The sequence below is a fragment of the Kitasatospora cathayae genome, from assembly GCF_027627435.1.
Taxonomy (GTDB): Bacteria; Actinomycetota; Actinomycetes; order Streptomycetales; family Streptomycetaceae; genus Kitasatospora; species Kitasatospora cathayae.
Genome location: NZ_CP115450.1, coordinates 8627428 through 8644856, shown reverse-complemented (window position 1 = coordinate 8644856; position 17429 = coordinate 8627428). Strand labels below are relative to the sequence as shown.

Annotated in this window: 16 protein-coding genes and 4 pseudogenes; 9 read left to right on the top strand and 11 right to left on the bottom strand. The window is 69.9% G+C overall.

The window, feature by feature from the left end; genetic code table 11:
- Positions 1-7 precede the first annotated feature (7 nt).
- Positions 8-706, bottom strand: a complete 699-nt coding sequence (locus O1G21_RS38745) for a DUF1062 domain-containing protein (RefSeq protein ID WP_270150474.1) — start codon at positions 704-706, stop codon at positions 8-10.
- Between the two features lie 817 nt (positions 707-1523).
- On the opposite strand from O1G21_RS38745, the pseudogene O1G21_RS41905 reads away from it, so the two are divergent.
- Together O1G21_RS41905 and O1G21_RS38740 are read left to right on the top strand one after the other, a co-directional pair.
- Positions 1524-1766: pseudogene (locus tag O1G21_RS41905) on the top strand (transposase family protein); the annotation flags it as partial.
- Between the two features lie 43 nt (positions 1767-1809).
- Positions 1810-2253 carry a helix-turn-helix domain-containing protein gene (locus tag O1G21_RS38740; RefSeq protein ID WP_270150473.1) on the top strand — a complete coding sequence of 148 codons (444 nt, stop codon included), beginning with the start codon at positions 1810-1812 and terminating at the stop codon, positions 2251-2253.
- A gap of 61 nt (positions 2254-2314) precedes the next feature.
- Here the strand turns inward: O1G21_RS38740 and O1G21_RS38735 are convergent, their stop codons facing one another.
- Positions 2315-2590, bottom strand: coding sequence for a hypothetical protein (locus tag O1G21_RS38735; RefSeq protein WP_270150471.1), 276 nt, complete (start codon positions 2588-2590; stop codon positions 2315-2317).
- 161 nt (positions 2591-2751) lie between these two features.
- Here O1G21_RS38735 and O1G21_RS41990 point away from each other — a divergent pair.
- Positions 2752-2902 (top strand): annotated as a pseudogene (locus O1G21_RS41990) (ATP-binding protein); the annotation flags it as partial.
- Positions 2903-2910: 8 nt separating this feature from the next.
- Here the strand turns inward: O1G21_RS41990 and O1G21_RS38730 are convergent.
- Together O1G21_RS38730 and O1G21_RS38725 are read right to left on the bottom strand one after the other, a co-directional pair.
- Positions 2911-4020 (bottom strand): mechanosensitive ion channel family protein, encoded by a 1110-nt coding sequence (locus O1G21_RS38730; RefSeq protein WP_270150470.1) that lies wholly within the window; start codon positions 4018-4020, stop codon positions 2911-2913.
- Between the two features lie 567 nt (positions 4021-4587).
- Positions 4588-5127 carry a hypothetical protein gene (locus O1G21_RS38725; RefSeq protein WP_270150468.1) on the bottom strand — a complete coding sequence of 180 codons (540 nt, stop codon included), beginning with the start codon at positions 5125-5127 and terminating at the stop codon, positions 4588-4590.
- 172 nt (positions 5128-5299) lie between these two features.
- Between O1G21_RS38725 and O1G21_RS38720 the strand changes: the two are divergent.
- Both O1G21_RS38720 and O1G21_RS38715 read left to right on the top strand, forming a co-directional pair.
- Positions 5300-5425, top strand: a pseudogene (locus O1G21_RS38720) (arsenic transporter); the annotation flags it as partial.
- 863 nt (positions 5426-6288) lie between these two features.
- Positions 6289-6702, top strand: coding sequence for a hypothetical protein (locus O1G21_RS38715; protein WP_270150467.1), 414 nt, complete (start codon positions 6289-6291; stop codon positions 6700-6702).
- A gap of 156 nt (positions 6703-6858) precedes the next feature.
- On the opposite strand, the gene O1G21_RS38710 is transcribed toward O1G21_RS38715, so the two are convergent.
- The 5 genes from O1G21_RS38710 to O1G21_RS38690 form a co-directional block, all read right to left on the bottom strand.
- Positions 6859-7398, bottom strand: coding sequence for a hypothetical protein (locus O1G21_RS38710; protein WP_270150466.1), 540 nt, complete (start codon positions 7396-7398; stop codon positions 6859-6861).
- 78 nt (positions 7399-7476) lie between these two features.
- Positions 7477-8016, bottom strand: coding sequence for a hypothetical protein (locus tag O1G21_RS38705; RefSeq protein ID WP_270150464.1), 540 nt, complete (start codon positions 8014-8016; stop codon positions 7477-7479).
- Between the two features lie 445 nt (positions 8017-8461).
- Positions 8462-9166 carry a hypothetical protein gene (locus O1G21_RS38700; protein WP_270150461.1) on the bottom strand — a complete coding sequence of 235 codons (705 nt, stop codon included), beginning with the start codon at positions 9164-9166 and terminating at the stop codon, positions 8462-8464.
- 384 nt (positions 9167-9550) lie between these two features.
- Entirely contained in the window at positions 9551-10423 is an 873-nt protein-coding gene (locus O1G21_RS38695; protein ID WP_270150460.1) for a peptidase S41, read from the bottom strand.
- 619 nt (positions 10424-11042) lie between these two features.
- Positions 11043-12257 carry an RNA-guided endonuclease InsQ/TnpB family protein gene (locus tag O1G21_RS38690; protein ID WP_270150458.1) on the bottom strand — a complete coding sequence of 405 codons (1215 nt, stop codon included), beginning with the start codon at positions 12255-12257 and terminating at the stop codon, positions 11043-11045.
- Positions 12258-12282: 25 nt separating this feature from the next.
- Here O1G21_RS38690 and tnpA point away from each other — a divergent pair, with 25 nt between their 5' ends.
- Positions 12283-12699 (top strand): IS200/IS605 family transposase, encoded by a 417-nt coding sequence (tnpA, locus tag O1G21_RS38685; RefSeq protein ID WP_270150119.1) that lies wholly within the window; start codon positions 12283-12285, stop codon positions 12697-12699.
- Positions 12700-12835: 136 nt separating this feature from the next.
- Here tnpA and O1G21_RS38680 read toward each other — a convergent pair whose 3' ends face one another.
- Positions 12836-12988 (bottom strand): hypothetical protein, encoded by a 153-nt coding sequence (locus tag O1G21_RS38680; protein ID WP_270150455.1) that lies wholly within the window; start codon positions 12986-12988, stop codon positions 12836-12838.
- Positions 12989-13235: 247 nt separating this feature from the next.
- Between O1G21_RS38680 and O1G21_RS38675 the strand changes: the two genes are divergently transcribed.
- The 3 genes and pseudogenes from O1G21_RS38675 to O1G21_RS38665 all read left to right on the top strand — a co-directional run.
- Positions 13236-14246, top strand: a complete 1011-nt coding sequence (locus tag O1G21_RS38675) for an AraC family transcriptional regulator (RefSeq protein ID WP_270150453.1) — start codon at positions 13236-13238, stop codon at positions 14244-14246.
- Between the two features lie 292 nt (positions 14247-14538).
- Positions 14539-15513 (top strand): helix-turn-helix domain-containing protein, encoded by a 975-nt coding sequence (locus O1G21_RS38670; RefSeq protein WP_270150451.1) that lies wholly within the window; start codon positions 14539-14541, stop codon positions 15511-15513.
- A gap of 45 nt (positions 15514-15558) precedes the next feature.
- Positions 15559-15903: pseudogene (locus O1G21_RS38665) on the top strand (IS5 family transposase); the annotation flags it as partial.
- Between the two features lie 20 nt (positions 15904-15923).
- On the opposite strand, the gene O1G21_RS38660 reads toward O1G21_RS38665, so the two are convergent.
- On the bottom strand, positions 15924-17165 hold the full coding sequence (locus O1G21_RS38660; RefSeq protein WP_270150447.1) for an IS110 family RNA-guided transposase: 1242 nt from the start codon (positions 17163-17165) through the stop codon (positions 15924-15926).
- Between the last annotated feature and the right edge of the window lie 264 nt (positions 17166-17429).

Genomic DNA, 17429 nt, shown 5'->3' with positions numbered 1-17429 from the left:
GGAGCTCCTAGGAGTGCGCCGATGCCCGACGCGGAAGTACCCCGCCGGGCGCGGGCGGCAGCCCGATCCGGGCCGGGGCGGTGCGTTCGCCGGTCGGCAGGTCGACAGCCTTCGCGGGCTTCGCCGCATCGACGGAACCGGGGCCGTGGATGGTGAGTTCGAAGTCCTGGTGCGCCTTGGCGTCCGGCGCGAACGGCAGGCGGATCCACCCGTCCGCGACCAGACGGCGCACCTCGGCACGGCTCAGCCCGAGACCGAGTTGGAGCAGCCGCTCCACCCGGATCGGCGCGGGCAGCTCGAAGCCCACCGATATCGAGAGCGGGCTCGGATCGTCGAGCGCGTACAGCGGCATGCGGGTCTCCAGTTCCCAGGTGCCGGCCCAATCGAGCCGGTACCGGTTCTTGGCCGCGAGCGACGCGCTCATCACCAACTCCCGTACCGCGGCCGGGTCGTTGATCTCGTACGCGACCAGCCGGGCCGGCTCCAGCGTCGAGACGTGGGCGCGCTCGTGGACGGGCACCTTCGACGTGCGATCACACGACGCACAGCTCAGCAGCAGCCAGACGTCGAGCAGCTTGCCGTTCGCGTTGACGCGGATCTTCCCCGAGGCGCGGTGCCGCGTGCCGGGGCAGTCCGGGCAGGGCCGAACGACGGTGGGCAGGGCGGACTGACGCACGGCCCACAGGGCCTTGCGGTCGGTATTCATGTGTGGTGGTTGCTTTCAGGACTGAGCAGGAGGGCATGCCGAACTCGCTCGGCCGCCCCCGCTCTCTGACGGATGCTCACGAGGGGCGCAACCGATCGCCCCAGGGCCGGGTCGTCAGGCTCCGAGGTCGATCGCGCGACAGGTACGTACTACGCGGCAGTCATCAAAAGTCCATGCGGGCGATCATGATCGAGGCGGAGGCCCGCGGCAACCGCATTTTGGCCGAGGCGAGCAACGGCGCAGCCCCGGCCCGAGCACGCACGGACCCGGCCCAGACGCCAGCACAGCAAGCGGGCACGCGGGACGCAGCAGCCCCGCACTTTCTGACAACGGCCTCCAGACAGGCCGAGAAGGGCGGCGTCGCCCGCGAACGGAATCGTGGTCGACGGAGCGCGGGGCGGGTCAGGAGGGTCTCGGCGTGTCGGTCCGGCAGCGGAGCCACGGTGGGACAGCCGACGGCGGCCGGTAACGGGACGGCGCAGCAGGCCGGCGGCAATCACCATCGGATCTGATTGGATTCGCGGCGCTGTGGGTCATGCAGCGGACTCGCCGGTCGTCGGCGTCGCGGTGCGGGCGGTTGGCTCGATACGGCGGCTCGCGGACGTGGGGATCGTGATGTTGCGCATGAACAGGAGCACTGCGAGGGCGAGCAGTCCGCCGACGGCGCCACTCCAGGCGATGGTGGATCCGATCAGCGGGGTCTGGCCCAGGTTCTGTGACCGGTGACACTGGGTGACGGATCATGCGCGGTGTCGGGGCCTGGAGATCGTCCGGAACTGGTCGGTCGAGTCACCTGGCTGGCTGACATTCGGCGGCTGTGTCGCAATCGTGGTCGTGGCTCGGTGAGTTGCTGTTCCCGTCGCTGCCCCAGGTGGAGGTCGTCGGTGTCGAAGCGTCCGGTGCGGTGGTGCGGATCGCCGCCCGCGTGACTGCTCCGGGTGCGTCCTGCCCGGACTGCGGGACGTGGTCTGAGCGGGTCCACGGCTCCTACCTGCGCTATCCGTCGGATCTGCCCAGCTGCGGGCGGCCCGTGACGGTTGCCCTGCGGGTGCGCCGCTTCGTCTGCCAGGCCCTGGTGTGCCAGCGGCGGACGTTCGTCGACCGTGCCGGAGCCCGAACCCCAGTGGGAGAATCCGTTGACTGCCGCGGCCGGCAACGCCGATGTCGCCCTGGTGGACCCGGCCGGGCGCGTCGCCGAACGGCGGCGCGCCAACCACGCCCTCGCCCACCGGCTCTTGGCCGGCGGGATGAGTCAGCGCGCCGTCGCGAAGCACCTCGGCTGGAGTCGCAACACCGTGCGCCGCTACGCGGAGGCCGAGAAGTGGCAGGACATGATGAAAGGGCCCGCAGGCCCCGCGGCCCGTCAAGCTCGACCCCCCCGGGAGGGCGGCCTGGTGCATCAGCTGTCGGATGGCGTGGTGGACGAGCAGGAGGCCGTCAACCGGTCACCCGCAGGCGACTTGACCTGCCCCACCCTCGCCACACCACAACCAACGAGCCAGAGACACCAAAGTCACCGGCATTGGGACCAGGGCGGCAGGCGGTGAGTGGAGCAACGGGTGGGGGTTCGTCGGCTGGGTGGGTCGTGGAGGGTGATGATGCCGTCGATCAGTCCGCCGCAACGGTCGACGTCGAGCAGCCGTCCACCCAACGCAGCCCGGCAGCCGACGCCCGCACGGCCCGTAGCTCGTCCTCGGCCTCCTCGTGGCGCCCCAACGCGGCCAGGGCCGCCGCCAGTTCGCCGCGCGCGGCCAGGGTGGCCGGCGCCTGCGGGCCCAGCTCGTCGGTGCGCAGCCGGACGACCTGCCGTAGGGCGGCTTCGGCCCCGACCCACAGCCCGTCGGCCGCGAGGCGGTTCGCCTTGGCGGCCAGGGAGTCGGGCACGGCTCCGCGACCGGTTGCGCCACCACGCCAGCATCCGTCCCTCTCCCCCGTCGCTCCGGCCCTCCGCCGGCTCGCGGCGGTGATCATACTGTTGGGGTCCCGGGAGTGGGCGGCGTGCAGCGTCGCGCCGGCCTTCCGCGTCTCGGCGTGGACGACGGGGCCCCGACGTGCTGATCCTCGACGACTTCGCGGATGCGCCAGCTGACCACCGCCCAGGCCGATGACCTCTACGAACTTGTCTCCGAACGCCAGGGACGCTCGCTGATCATTACCAGCAACCGGGCACCCAGCGACTGGTATCCCCTCTTCCCCCGCGCCGGCTACCGCCGCCGGTCCGGCAGCACCTCGGACGACTCTTCCCACTGGGGCGGAACCGGCGGGAGGGACGACGGTGCGCCAGGCCCGTCCTGCTGGAGCGAGACCGTGCGTGTGGGCGCGGGGATCGAGATGCCCTCCGTCCGGTACCGCTGGTGCAGGCGCTTGATGAACTCGTGCTTGATCCGGTACTGGTCGCTGAACTCACCGACGCCCAGGATCACCGTGAAGTTGATCCTGGAGTCCGCGAAGGTGTGGAAACGGACGGCGGCCTCGTGGTCGGGCACACCACCGCTGACGTCGGCCATCACGCTGTCGACGACATCGAGGGTGACCCTCTCCACGTGCTCCAGGTCGCTGTCGTAGCCGACCCCGGCCTGGACCAGGATCGACAGCTTCTGCTCGGGCTGGGAGTAGTTCGTCATGTTCGTCCGCGCCAAGCGGCCGTTGGGGATGATCACCAGGTTGTTCGACAGGTTGCGCACCACGCTGTTGCGCCAGTTGATGTCGACGACGTATCCCTCCTCCCCGCTGGTGAGCCGGATGTAGTCACCCGGCTGGACCGTCTTCGAGGCGAGGATGTGCACACCCGCGAAGAGGTTGGCGAGGGTGTCCTGCAGGGCCAGCGCGACCGCGAGACCGCCCACCCCGAGGGCGGTGACCAGCGGGGCGATGGACACACCGAGGGTCTCCAGGGCCACGAGGACGCCCATCGACAGCACCACGACCCGGGTGATGTTGACGAAGATGGACGCGGACGCCGCGACGCCCGTGCGGGACGCGGCCACCGACTGCACCAGCCCGGTCACCACCCGGGCCGCGCTGAGCGTCGCGATGACGATGAGCACGGCCGTCAGCGACTGGCCGACCAGCCCCCCGATCCGCGCGGTGAGCGGCAGGGCCGAAGCTGCCACCTCGGCCCCGGCGACCACGGCCGCCCAGGGGACGATGGTGCGCAACGCGTCGACGATGATGTCGTCCCCGCTCCACTTGGTCCTGCTGGCGTGCTTGCCCAGCCATTTCATCAGAGCCCGCAGCACCAGACCGGCCACACAGCCGGAGGCCAGCGCGATGCCGGCCACCACCCAGTCGTGCAGGACCAGGTCCCGGGTCACCGTCCCGCCCCCGCAGCGTGGAGGGCGAGGCAAAGGGCCGTCGTCGGCCGCCGTACGTACTGTGTCGTCACCTTGTCGCCTGTCAGGTCGTGTTCGTGTGCAGCTCCGCTGGATCGGATGCTCGGATCCGAACGGACTGCCAATCCTGCCCCACCGTCCGGCTGCCGCCAGAGCCGGAACGCCGGCCTTCCGGTCCTCGACTCGCCGCTGGTGCGCGGCGCCAGGACGGCGGGGTATGCAGGGCAGGTCAGCCCGCGACAGTCTCGGCGTGCCGGTGGCGCGCGTCCAGGAGCGCGCTCTGCCGGTCGGTCAGCTTCCCGTCGATGCGGACCTTGTCCTGCCTTGCCGGAGCCGGTCGCGGCGACCACCATCGTCCGACCTCCAGCCTTCACCTCGCGCACTGCGGCCGCGACGGCGTCCTTCTGAAACCAGTGCAGCGGCACCGGGTTCGCCGGACCGGCGGGAGGCTGCCGAGGTGTTTCACAGGCGATTACCCACGAAACACCGAATCGGAGCCCGGGGCTGGCTGCCGCCGAGCGTGCGGTGCTCGATCGGGAAGCGCCGATATCAGGGGCCGACCCGGTCGTAGCGGAGCGCGGTGAAGCCAACGCCATCGGAGTAGACCTGCGCGACGGTGGCCGCCCCGACGGCGTTGATCTCCTGGGCCTGCAGCCGGATCGTTGTCGGCCCGCTGACCCTGATCAGCTCGCTGATCGGCGCGGTCTGGTTGCCGCCCGCCTGGGCGTCGCCCGGGTTCCCGTTGATGATCTGGTAGACGAGCCGCTCGCTCTCCGGCACCTCGGCGGCGGCCGTGACGTTCCACAGTCGCGCGCTCATGTAGACGTTGAGCGACGGAATGCCCGCGAGGCGTCCACGGACGTCCGCGTCGAGCTCGTACGTGCCAGCCCGGGGAAGCGTGATCTCCAACGGGGTGTCGGTCCAGGTGCCGGGCGGCAGGTTGACGATCGAGTGGAGCTTCGCGATCCCGCTGTCCGCGGCCGGGGCGATCGGGGCCGCGTTCGCGTCACTCTGGATGGCTGCCGTGGTCGTGGCACCCACGAGCAGCAGCGCCGCGATGCTGGTGAGACTGGTGCGCAGGGTTGACATGGTTCCTCCGGGGTGAAGCCGATGGGATATGCCTCTGACACGGTAGGAATCGCCCGTCACAAGGCCCATCACCTGAACGGGTGAGGACCGCTCGCGCACCGAGCACCTGCGAGCGGGCGTACGCCTGCTCACAGCGGACAGCCGCTGGGCGCCCGTGCGGATCTCCAATGCCATCGGCCCCAACCTCACCTACGCCGGATCACTGGCCACCCTTCTGTGGCGGCGGATCGTCCACGAGCACGAGGTCGACCTCGCCGAGTTCACCCGCCTCGGCCTGCTCGCCGTGCCCACCGACCTGGGGGCGGACCCGGCTGGGGCGCAATGGAAACGCGTTTCGGGCGCATTCTGTTCGGCGGTCCACCACCTCGCGGCTCTTACACGCTCGTTTCCCGCCTGTTTGTTTCATGGTCGTTTCTTTAACATCATGAAGTGCCGGCTCCGGCTTCGGGGTTGGACTATCAGGCCCCTTAGACTAAGCGGTGGAGGAAAGCCTGCCACCAGCGATCGATGTCGGAGGGATCGGCGCCGCAGACAGAGCACCGGAGCCGGACCGGTTTCGGGTGCCGGTCGCCGGGAAACCACTCGTCCTTCAGCGGATGTGGGGGCGAGCGACGACGGCGGTGCCGGCGGCGGCCTCCAGGAGGAGCGGGGCGCTCCAGCAGAGCCTGGGCGAGGTGAAGCGCGGACTCGAGGACGGCGGCCGGGGTGGGGATGTGGCGCAGGGCGGCGATGACGCCGGCGGCCTGCCCGGCGGGCTGTGGGGTGTCCGGGGTGGACCGGTGGGCCCGGGACAGCGGCGGGTGGCGCCAGGACGGCTGTGGCGGCCCTGGGGCGCTGCTTGGGGCCGAGGGCACGGGCCACGCCCGGGGCCGGGGGCCGCCGGGCGGACGACGGATTGCTCACAGCCGTTCGACGGGTCCGGGTGCGGCCTAGTGGCGGCCGACCCAGGCGGTGCGGCCGGCATTGCCGGACGCCCACACAGCCAACAGCCCCGCAGGGGAGGAACCGCCGCCGTCCAACCGCACAACCACTGGGGCCACGCCATCCTCCAGCTCGTCGGCGTCGCCGTGGACGCCACCCACTGACACCGCCCGTGGCTTCGCCGACCGGCGGACCTACCCTGATCGACGACACGGGGAAGGCGAGGACGTGAAACTGACGGTGCGCAAGCGCTTGATCGCTGCGGTGGGCTTGATCGTGGTCATGGTGGCGGCATGCGACGCGAGGGAACGTGATTCCGACTATCCACTCCCGTTCAAGCGGAGTGACGCCTCGGTCCTGCGCCGTATCGCGCTCGCCGATCCGTCCACGAAGAACACCACCGTCGCGGCGGACGACCGCACGATCTCGATGGAGGTCGCCTGGAGCGGCTGCGACTACAAGCCCGACCTGGTGGCACGGGAGACGGCCGAGCAGGTGACACTGCTGCTCCGGCGCCGGGACGCCTCGGGCCCGAACATCGGATGCGAGGACGGCGGCATCGCCGAGCTCACCGTCGTCCTGCACCAACCCCTCGGCACCCGGGCCCTGACCGACGCCCTCACCGGCGAACCCGTCCCCCACACCCACGCCTGACACCGGGCTGCGGCCGGATTCCGGCAGCCCCGAGACGGACGGCGCCGGCACCCGACCGGCCGGGTACGGGCGAAGCAACGCAACGCCGCGCCCAGGCGTGCCGGCCCGACAGCAGGCAGCCGCACCAGACGAACGGGGGTGGCCGCGGACCCCTGTTTACAGGGGCCGGCCGGGCCGAATCCAGGTCAGTTCGAGGGCGAGGTCGCGCAGCGTCTCCGGTGCCGCCACGGCGATGGTCTGGTCGCTTAGTTCGAGGATGGCTGCGAAGAAGCCGTCCCGGGTCGCCGTACGGACGGTGTGTTCCTGGCCGTCGAGGCGCAGCACCGCCTCCCCGGGTGTGGTGGGGACGGGGTTCAGGATTGCCTCGACTGATGCCATGGGGTCGAGGTCTTCTTCGTCGGTGAAGTTGGCGATCGTGGTGCCGAGGATGTCGTCCAGGCTCAAGAAGGGCTTGATCCTGGAGTTGGCCAGTGCGGGGCGGGTGGTGCGGACGCGGACGCGGTAGGTGCGCTGGTGGGCGTACTGGAGATCGACGTCGGTCAGGTAGCCGTCGGTGCCCTCTCGGCCGAGCAGGACCGTCCATCCGGGCTCTGGGCGGGCCAGTGCTGCGACGGGTCGGCCGAACTCGCGCAACGTTTCGTCGTGAGTGGGAACGGAGGGCCTGGGCTGGTCGGCTCCCGGCGGGATGCGGAACACGGTGCTGTCCTTCCTAGCGTGGGGGCTTCTCCAGGCAACCTGCTAGGAGAAGCCCTACACGCACGGCGGTTTGTCAGATCAGAAGATGCCGTAGTGGACGATCACCGCGCCCGGGGCCGGGTAGCAACTCGAGCCGTCGTCGAGCGTGGCGTAGCTGGTGCTCTCGACCCAGGCCTGGCCGTTGCTGGGTGACAGGCCTCCGACGTGCCGGCTGCCGTTCCACTTCTGGCGCTCCAGGAGGCCGGAGGGGGCCCAGGTCTGGTGGCTGACGCCGCCGGAGTCGGACAGGCCGACCTCCCAGTAGTAGAAGATCGCCCGCTGGTTGGGGTTGAGGGTGAACCCGGTGTTGGGGTCGACGCTGAGGTTGCGCACCGCGGTGCCGGACAGCCAGGCGGTGCCGCACTGCGGGTTGTAGTAGTCGCTGTAGTCGTCAGCGACGTCGTGGCCGGGCTTCACGGCCGGCTTGATGCCCCACCGCGCGGCGGCGAGCTGCTGAGCCGCAGCGTCCTCAGAGTCAGTGGCGTTCTTCTTGACGGAGTACTCGAAGCCTTGCGCGCTGGTCTCGATGGTGTAGCCGTTCGCTTCGGCGACCGCCTTGTCGTAGCCCTTGAAGAGCATCCCGACCTCGATGGCGGTCGACAGAGGCCTGCGGCACGGCGGTGTCCGCCGCCGCTACAGGAGCGGTTGCGGCCAGAGCGGAAGCGGCGAGCGCCGTCGCGGCCGCCGCTGTCGCGAGCTTGCGGAAGCATGATGAAGTCCCTCCCCGGCGACCCCCGTAGCCGCCTACGAACGTCCATCCACACTTCGCAAGCCTGGCCTGTTCGTGTCGCGACCACTGTCCGGAACCGCTCGCAAGCCGTCCGAAAGCATCAGGTACATAACAAGTCGTCGCACGCCGACAGTTCGCTTAACGGATGTGCCATCAGGCTGGGGTCCGCCGTCGTCGACGCCACCCACCGAAACCACCCTCGGCTCCGCCGACCAGCAGACCTATCCAGACCGATGAGGACGCACTGACTGGTGTGCTCGGAGTCTTCGCCTGCGGCGCGGGCGGTAATCAGTTCTACGGCGTCGGCGCGCAGCGCTGGCAGCGCCGGTACTTCCGGCCGCCCTTCGGGCCGGTGTGCCGAGCCTCCCACACGCGGGTCTCTTCGACGGTCATGACCGTCCAGCCGCTGTCTGTCTTCGTCGCCGCCATCTCGAACTCGAAGTCGGCTTTGGTACCGCCGTATCGCAGGTTCTGTTGGTGGCAGAAGAGCCGGCGCTCTTGCACGTACTCCTCGCCGACCGGTCGGCTCCACTCTGTCGGCATGGTGCGCCGCACCACGGGACAGGTTGTTTCGTGCAGTCCTGCGGAGCGGCCCACGGTGAACGGGTACTCGTCCGGGGTGTTGTAGCGACGCCACCGCTCGGCCAAGGCGTCGAGGTGCGGCTCGAAGCGGTCGCCGTACTTCTCGCAGTCGGGGCACCCGCCGTTTCGGACGCACCAGGCGAGGAGGTCGTCGTGCTGCTCGTACTCGCGCAGGTCCCACTGGTCGTACACGTGACCGGCGAGACGCAGAAGCAGCTCGCGCGCCTCCGCAGCCGTGATGGTGCCGGCCCCGATGGCGGCGACGATGTCGATCACCGCCGGCAGCTCCACCGACTGGCCGTAGCCCTCCCGCAGCGGACGTTTGCGCTGACGCGGGAAGTCGATCCCGAAGGTGACGAGTACGTCGGGCATCTCGATTCCCGGAGCACTCACGCTCACCTGCGCACTGATCCCCACTGCTTCATCCCTCTCATAGGTCGGTCGGCGGCTCGCGGACAATCCCGAACCTGCGAACTGGCTGGCCCCTGCCGGCAGCGGGTCGTGGGGCACCCCGAAAGGCCGGGCCGACCCCGTCTGGGGCTTGCTCGTTCGCGCGCATCGAACTCACTGCTGATCTGGTGCGGCCCAGGCCGGAGCCAGCGAACGGGTTGTCGCGGCCACCCTGCCGTCATCACCGCGCGCTTGTCCCGGCTTTCCCCGAATGAGTGAGACCGGCTGCGGGCCACGCCGCCCCGGACCGCGGCGGGGCCGATCGAGTAGTGCGCAGCGGGATCGCCCCGACCTTGGGTGGCGCGGGCGGCTCGTTCCGGCGGCAGGGGTGGCCGCACCACGCGGACCCCTTTAAGAGCAGTAGCCAGAGAAGTAGACGCGGGACCTTCCGGACGCCGAAGGCTCCCTACAGGTGGCTTCGCGCGTGACGCGCGAGCCCGGGCGGCCTTCGCCGAGTCCGGCGACCCAGGCCGTCGCCCGCTCGAACAGCCCCGCCGCACAGCGGGGGGTAGCAGCACCGATGACGCCACCCTGGCAGCACCGGTGCTGCCCAATATCTAGAACCCGTCCAGGCCTGCGGGGTGTCGTCCAGGTACGGCGCACCGCCGCGGATCGACCACACGGTCCGCTTGCCGTCCGGGGTGGCGAAGCCGCCGGCCGGGCCGTCCCCGAGATCGGCGCCGCCACCGCGAGCGGCGCCCACATCCCGCCGCCGGTCTCGTCGCGCAGGTCCACCACCCGCCCGCAGGCGCCCGCCCGGTCCGTCGCGGCGGCCGCAATGCGACCCTGGCGGACGTACTCGGCGTAGGTGCGGTCCGAGCCGTTCACCGGGGGAAGTGCCAGGTAGCCGATCCGGTTGGGGAGTTGGCGCGCCGTCGGTGCGTTGACGACGTCGGGGTCGCCGTAGACCTGGCCGGCCCGGGCGGGTGGAAAGAAGCGACTGTGGTGGTCGCCGAGTGCGACCAGGGCGCCTTCGATCGCGGGATACGTCTCGGCCGCAGTGCGGGCATCGCCGGCGCGGTCGAAGGCCTGGGCACGGACGGCCTTCCAGTCCACCTCGGCCCTGCGCAGCGACTGCTGCTGCATGAGGTCCAGGGCCTCGATGAGGTAGCCGCGAGCCTCGGGCGAGAGGCGGGCGCCCTCGCGCGGCGACGGCGTCGAGGCGCAGCCGGCGAGCAGTACTGCGGCCCAGACGGCTATCACCCAGCGGTGTCGTGAACGCATGCATCCCCCTGACCGCTGCCGGCAGGGGCCAGCCACATTTCCGCCGATCGAGCCCCCCACACGTCCAGCACGCGCGCAGCGAGGCGTTCGCCTCCCGGACGGCCTCCAGCTGCTCCGCCCCATCGTCCGTATGGGTTCATTCGTTAAGACAGACGTGGCCGGAGTCGACGAACCAGCCGTCCTCGAACTCGGCTGAGCCGCGCCACGGGGACGCGCAGCCGCTCTGCAGCCCGGCCGAAGTGCAGTTCCTCGGCCAGAGTCAGGAAGAGCGACCGGCAGCGCCGGAGCGGGCAGGAGGTCGAGCGGTCCGCATGCCTCACCACGCTCCCGGGCGTCGGCGACGAAGGCCGAGTGGATCCGCCCGACGTCGAGCAGGTGCTCGCGCCCGTGCCGCACGGCGAGCTGCTCGCCGTCCAGCCAGTTCGGCCCCAGGGTGAGGAAGTAGAGCAGCAGGTCGATCCGGTCTGGCCCGGCCCGGCCCGGGCGTTGGCGTGTCCGAGATCGTCGGCCGGGACGGTGTGCGCCCCAGGGCATCCACGGCTTCCGGCCACGGCGCCGCCGGGTTCGGGGTGCCGCTGCGGGGTGGCGGTCCAGGCTCAGTTGACTTCCGCTCCCCAGCCTAAAGGCCGGGGATTCCTACCACGGTCGTCTGACCGTCTCGGTGGGTTCCTGCTTCTCCGCGCTGCGCCGCAACAGGTCCCGGGCTTACCCGCGCTCGACAGGCTGACACCGCCAGTCCGGCGGCCTTGGCTATGTTGACGGCGGCGTTGATGTCCCGGTCCAGCCACACCCCGCACGCCTGGCACTGCCAGACGCGGACGTTCAGCGACTTGGGGCCATCCTTCACGCCGCAGTTGGAGCACACCTGAGAGGTCGGCTCGAACCGGCCGATCTTGATCAGGGTCCGGCCGAACTTCGTGGCCTTGTACTCCAGCATGGTGACGAACGCCGACCATCCGGCGTCGTGCACGGACTTGGCCAGCCTGGTGCGGGCGAGCCCCTTGACCGCCAGGTCTTCCACCGCGATTGCTTGGTTCTCGCGGATCAGTTCGGTGGAGAGCTGGTGGTGGAACTCGCGCCGGGCGTCGGCCACCCGTGCGTGGTTGCGAGCGACCTTGTGACGGGCCTTCTCCCGGTTCTTGCTGCCCTTGGCCTTGCGGGACAGGGCTTGCTGGGCACGCTTGAGCTTCTTCTCAGCACGTCGGAGGAACTTCGGGGCGTCGATCTTCCGGCCATCGGACAGGACAGCGAAGTGCCCGAGACCGAGGTCGATGCCGTTGACCGGCTCGACCTCGGGAAGGTTCTCGGGGTCGGTCTCGACAACGAAGCTGGCGAAGTACCGGCCCGCGCTGTCCTTGATCACCGTCACCGTGGACGGCACTGACGGCAGGGTGCGCGACCACTTCACCCGCACCTCGCCGATCTTCGGCAACGACAGGTCACGGCCCGGCGTGATCTTCCACCGGGCGTTCGCGGTGAACCGGATCGCCTGCCGGGTGTCCTTGCGGGACTTGAACCGGGGCGGTCCCATCTTCGGCCGCTTGCCCTTGAGGCTGTCGAAGAAGTTCCGGTACGCGGTGTCCAGGTCCCGGAGGGACTGTTGCAGCACCACGGCCGACACCTCCCCGAACCATGCCCGCTCCGGGGTGTTCTTCGCAGCTGTGAGCTGCTTGGAAAGCTCAGCGGACGGGACGAACGACAGCCCGGCAGCGCGGGCGGTCTCACGTGCCCGAAGGGCATCGTTGAAGGCCACCCGTGCACACCCGAACGCCCTTGCCAGCGCTGAACGCTGAGGTCCGTTCGGGTACACGCGGAAGCTGTACCGAAGCTGCATAATCCGCACCGTACCATGTTGGTTTATGGCCGAGTATCAGAATATCCGCACTGGTCGGCATTGCGCTTTCGTCCTGCACGCGCACTTGGTTTTCGTAACGAAGTTCCGTCACGAAGTGTTCGCGGACCGGCACCTCACCCGGCTCGAAGAGATCATGCGGAGCGTCTGCGAGGACTTCGAGGTGGAGTTGGTCGAGTTCAACGGCGAGAACAACCACGTCCACCTGCTGGTGAACTTTCCGCCGAAGGTCGCTCTGTCGAAGCTGGTCAACAGCCTCAAGGGCGTCAGCTCGCGTCGAATGCGCCAGGAGTACCCCGAGCTGGTCAAGCACTACTGGCGCGCACAGCGCCTGTGGTCCGGCTCGTACTTCGCCGGATCGGTCGGCGGCGCTCCGCTGTCGATAGTCCGGCAGTACATCGAGCAGCAGAACCACCCAGCCTGACCTTCACGGGTGGGCACCGTCCACAGTTCGGGAGGTGCCCACCGCGCAGGTGTCAGAGCAGGGTTCAGAATCGCTTCACCACCGGGCTGAAGCCCGGTGCACTGCGATTACCCCAGGTAGCCGATGTCCATGCGGGTCAGCCCCAGGTCAGATCGGACGGGGCGGCTGCGGTGGGGGCGGCGGAGGCCTGCGTGTCGGCGGCCTGCGCGACCGAGACGGTGGCGACCGGAAGGAGCAGGGCGGCGCCGATGGCGAGAGCGGCAACCTTGGCGAAGCAGGAGCGGATCATGGCAGTGGCCCTTCTGTCGAGAGAGTCGGTGTTCCGGCCGCATCACGCGGTGACGCTTCGCCCGGTCGCCGGTCGGGCTGTTCTCCCCCGCCGGCGATGAACAGCTTCGTCGCAGATCAACAGCCGTAGAAGGGTTTCCGGCTGTCCCCAACTCGCCTGGCGGGATCCCGCACTGCTATCATGCCCATGCCAATTCTCTGCCGTCAGTATCATCGGCCCGGGTTCGACGGGGAGGCGAGGTACGGCGTTGACGGTCAGCGGACCGGGTGCGGACGAAGGCGGGAGCGGGCCGATCACCCTCTACGAGGGGCGCTGCGTCGAGCAGCTGCACCAAGCGGTGGGCGAACGGTTCGCACCCCACCGCATGACGGTAACGGGCGGTCAGCGGATCAACGGGCGCTTCCGCCTGATCCACGAGGGCTCGATCGCGCTCTACGAGATCGGCTACGGCGCCGATGTCAGTGTGGACCCTGGGGAGCTGCCCGACTTCCACAACATCCAGCTCCCGGTAGCCGGCGGTGGGAAGGTCCTGGTGGACGGGAGGGTCCTGCCCTCGTCGCCGTTCATTGTCGGGCCGGGCGAGCGGCTCTCGATGGAGTGGGACGCCGAGGCGTTGAACCGGGTGCTGATCATCCCCGCCCGTACGGTCGAGCATGCGCTCGCCGTGCGGCTGGGAGACTCCCCGCCAGGGCTGGCGCGGTTCAGCCACGTGCTCGACGACCGGAATCCGGCCGTGAAGTCCTGGACGGAGCTGGCGTGGAGCTTCAACGCCTTCGCCGCGTCGCCTTTGAGCCGCTGCTCCCCGCTGGCCGTGCAGCACTTCGAGAATCTGCTAGTCGACGGCCTGCTCGACGCCCAGCCGCACTCCTGGAGCAACGCGGTGGCAGAGCGCGGTGCGCGCCTGCTGCCCGGGGCGCTGCGCCGGGCGACGGACTACTGCGCGGAGCATGCGCACGAGGCGATCTCCGTCGCGGACATCGCACAGGCCGCCCGGGTCAGCCTGCGCACTCTGCGGGAGGGCTTTCGCACCCATCTGCAGACGACTCCGCTGGCGTACCTGAAGGCCCGGCGCCTCGACCACGCCCACCGCGACCTGATCGCCATCTCCGACGGCCGGTCGACCGGCACGGTGAGCGAGGTCGCCTGCCGCTGGGGCTTCACCCACCTCGGGCGCTTCAGCGCTGACTACCGGCGGGCCTATCAGCAGTCACCGTCGGAGACGCTGCGCTGCGGCGGCCGTGGCGACCAGCGCCGTTGAGGGCCGCTGCCGGCCCGGCTATCCGAAAACGGGCGGGATCGCCGTCGCGAAGTGGATAGTCACATGATCACATTCCGGGGAAGCTTGGAATGACGAGGTCAGTTGTCACACCCGGCCGCCTGCCTGGCCGGACATTCGCCCAACAGGGGAACTCGTCGTGTGGCAGGCACCGCCGAGCCGACTGGTCTGGCCGCATTGGTGCCCGTCACGCCCCCGGGTGCCGACGGCGGCCGGGGATGCCGGGCCGGAGCGCCGGTGCCACGGCACCGGGATCGTACGACGGGGGAATCACGTGCTGGAAGCACTTGGCGTGACGGCACCGGCCACTGCGGTCTACCAGGCAATGCTGGACCGGCCCGGCGACAGCGTCGAGCAACTGGCCGCCTTCTGCGGTCTGTCGCCCGCTCAGGTCCACGCGGGCCTCGACGAGCTCTCCCGTTTCATGCTGGTCCGCGCATCGAGCGAGTGCCCCGGCCGAATGCGGGCCGTCGCTCCGGAGGTCGGTCTGGCCGATATATTGGCCCGCCAGGAAGCCGATCTGGCGGCCCGGCAGGCGCAACTGGCCACCTCACGCGCCGCCCTCACCCGTCTGGTCGCCGAACGCGCCTACCACCGGGCCGGCGATGCCGAACGGCTGATGGGCATGGACGCGATCCAGAGCCGCCTCGAACTGCTCGGGCGCGGCGCCGTGACCGAGGTGCTGGGCGTCCATCCCGGCTCTCACCGGCGCCCCGAGGACCTCGAGGCCGGGCGGGGGCCGAACGAGGCGGCCCTGGCCCGCGGCGTGGCGATCAAGTCGCTCTACCAGGAGAGCACCCGCAACGACCCGCACGCCACCAACTACGCCCACTGGCTGCTCAGCCGGGGCGGCGAGGTGCGCACGGCACCGGTGCTCCCGCAGCGCCTTGTCATCGTCGACCGGAGCCAGGCTCTGGTGCCCGTCGATCCCGCCGACAGCCGCAAGGGCGCTCTGCACGTCAGCGCCCCCGGCATCGTGGCCGCCCTGGTGGACCTCTTCGAGCAGGCGTGGAGCATCGCCGTGCCGGTGGGCGCCGTCCGCGCCGAGGACCCCACGACCGGCCTGAGCGACACCGAACGGGAACTCCTGCGTCTCCTGGGCACCGGCCTCACCGACGAGACCGCGGGCCAGCGTCTCGGTCTGTCGGCCCGCACCGTGAGCCGCCACATGTCCTCGATCATGGAGCGCCTCGGCGCCAGCAGCCGCTTCGAAGCCGGCATCAAGGCAGCGCAGAAGGGCTGGCTCTAGGGCCTGTTGCGAAAGTCGATCTTGGCCGTGAGATGATCTTGCTCTGTGTGGCGTGGTGATCTGACGAGCGGCCAGTGGGAACTGCTGGAGCCCCTGTTGCCGATGGGCAAGAAGCCGGGCCACCCGCCGGTGTGGACCCGTCGGCAGCTGATCGACGGCATACGGTGGCGAACCCGGACCGGGGCGCCCTGGCGAGACATACCTGAGCGGTACGGGCCGTGGGACCGGTGTTACGACCTGTTCCGGCGGTGGCAGCGTAACGGCACCTGGCAGCGGATCCTGGAGCAGTTGCAGGCCGACGCCGACGCCAAGGGGCTGATCACCTGGGATGTGTCCGTGGACTCCACGGTGGCCCGGGCCCACCAGCACGCCGCCGGGGCACGCAAAAGACATCTCGGGGTTTTAAGAAGTCAAGCTGCAGCCGCCAGGTCCGGTGAGAGAGGGGAGGTGAATGCGTGGCGTTCGTCGTAGTGCACGCGCTTCTGGAGGCAGTGGTGGAGCTGGCCGAGGAAGCGGTTGAGCAGGTTGCGCTGGGCTGCGGCGTGCCAGTCTCCGTGCTCGCGGCGGCGCTTGTAGTGGGCGTGGGCGCCGGGCGAGGCCTTGAGGGAGGCGAAGGCCCACAGGTAGCCGGCGTGCATGAGCCGGTTGTTCTTGATGAAGCGGCGTCCGACGTAGTGCTTCTTGCCGGAGGCCCGGGTGATGGGGGCGGATCCGGAGTAGGCCTTGAGGCTTCGGGCGTCGGCGAAGCGTTCGCGGTCATCGCCGATCTCGGCGAGGACGCGGGCGGCGAGCTGGACTCCGAGGCCGGGGAAGCTCAGGAGTATCCCGGCGTCGGGGTGTGCACGAAAGCAGGCATCGACCGCCTCGGCGAGGTCGTCGCCAGCCTGGCAGGCGGCGTCGAACTGCTTGAGCAGGGCGAGGAGTTGCTGGCCGAATGCGTCCTCGACCGGGGTGGGCTGATGGGCGTACTCGGCGCGGAAGATGTCGCGCAGGCGTCCGGCCTCGGAGTCGATACCGCGCACGCGCCCGGCCCGCTTGAGTGCCGCCCGCAGCTGGTTCAGGGACAGCCGGGCAGCCCTGGCCGGGGTCGGCGCGACGGCCAGGACCGCACGGGCGTCGGGGCGAGCGAGGCCGCCTTCCTTGCCCTGGAAGGCGTCAAGGGCGGCGGGGTAGTACTCGCGAAGCAGGGATCGGAGCTGGTTGCCGATCTGCTGGCGGTTCCAGACGGCGTCCTGCTGGGCGCGGGCCAGCACCGTCAGGGCCCGGGCCTGGTCGGAGTCGGCGGGCAGCGGCCGGTGGGCATGCAGGTCGGTGCGCAGGATGTTCGCCAGGACGAGTGCGTCGCCGGGGTCGGACTTCTTGCGGGACACACTGTGTCGGTCGCGGTAGCGCGAGACGGCAAGCGGGTTGATCGCGAAGACCTTGCGGCCCGCGGTCCGCAGGGTGGCGACGAGCAGGCCGTGACTGGTCTCGATCGCTACCGGGATCGGCGCGGTGGGGCTGTCGCCGTACTCGGCGAGCAGTTCCAGCAGCAGCCGGTAGCCGGCCGCGTTGTCGCCGATGCGCCGTTTGGCCAGCAGCTCGCCGGCCTCGTCGACCAGGGCGACATCATGATGCGACTCGGCCCAGTCGATGCCGCAGAAGACCTTCAACCTGTTCTCCCTATCGCTCTCATTCGTGCAGGTCACGAACCTGTTCGGGTCGCGCGGCGCCCTAATCCCAGGACTCGTTCGGTCCGCCATCTCGGTAGCCGTTCGCGACACCAGCGCGCTCCGGGGGCCTCCGTCTGTGCCAGAGCTCATGGCTCGTGGAGATCAACAAGAGGTCGCCCCGGGGCGGGCTCGCGCCACGACGCCAACGAACGCCAGTTCTGGTGGGTTTCGCGGCGGCCCGCAGACACCGGGCCGCGCCGCTCT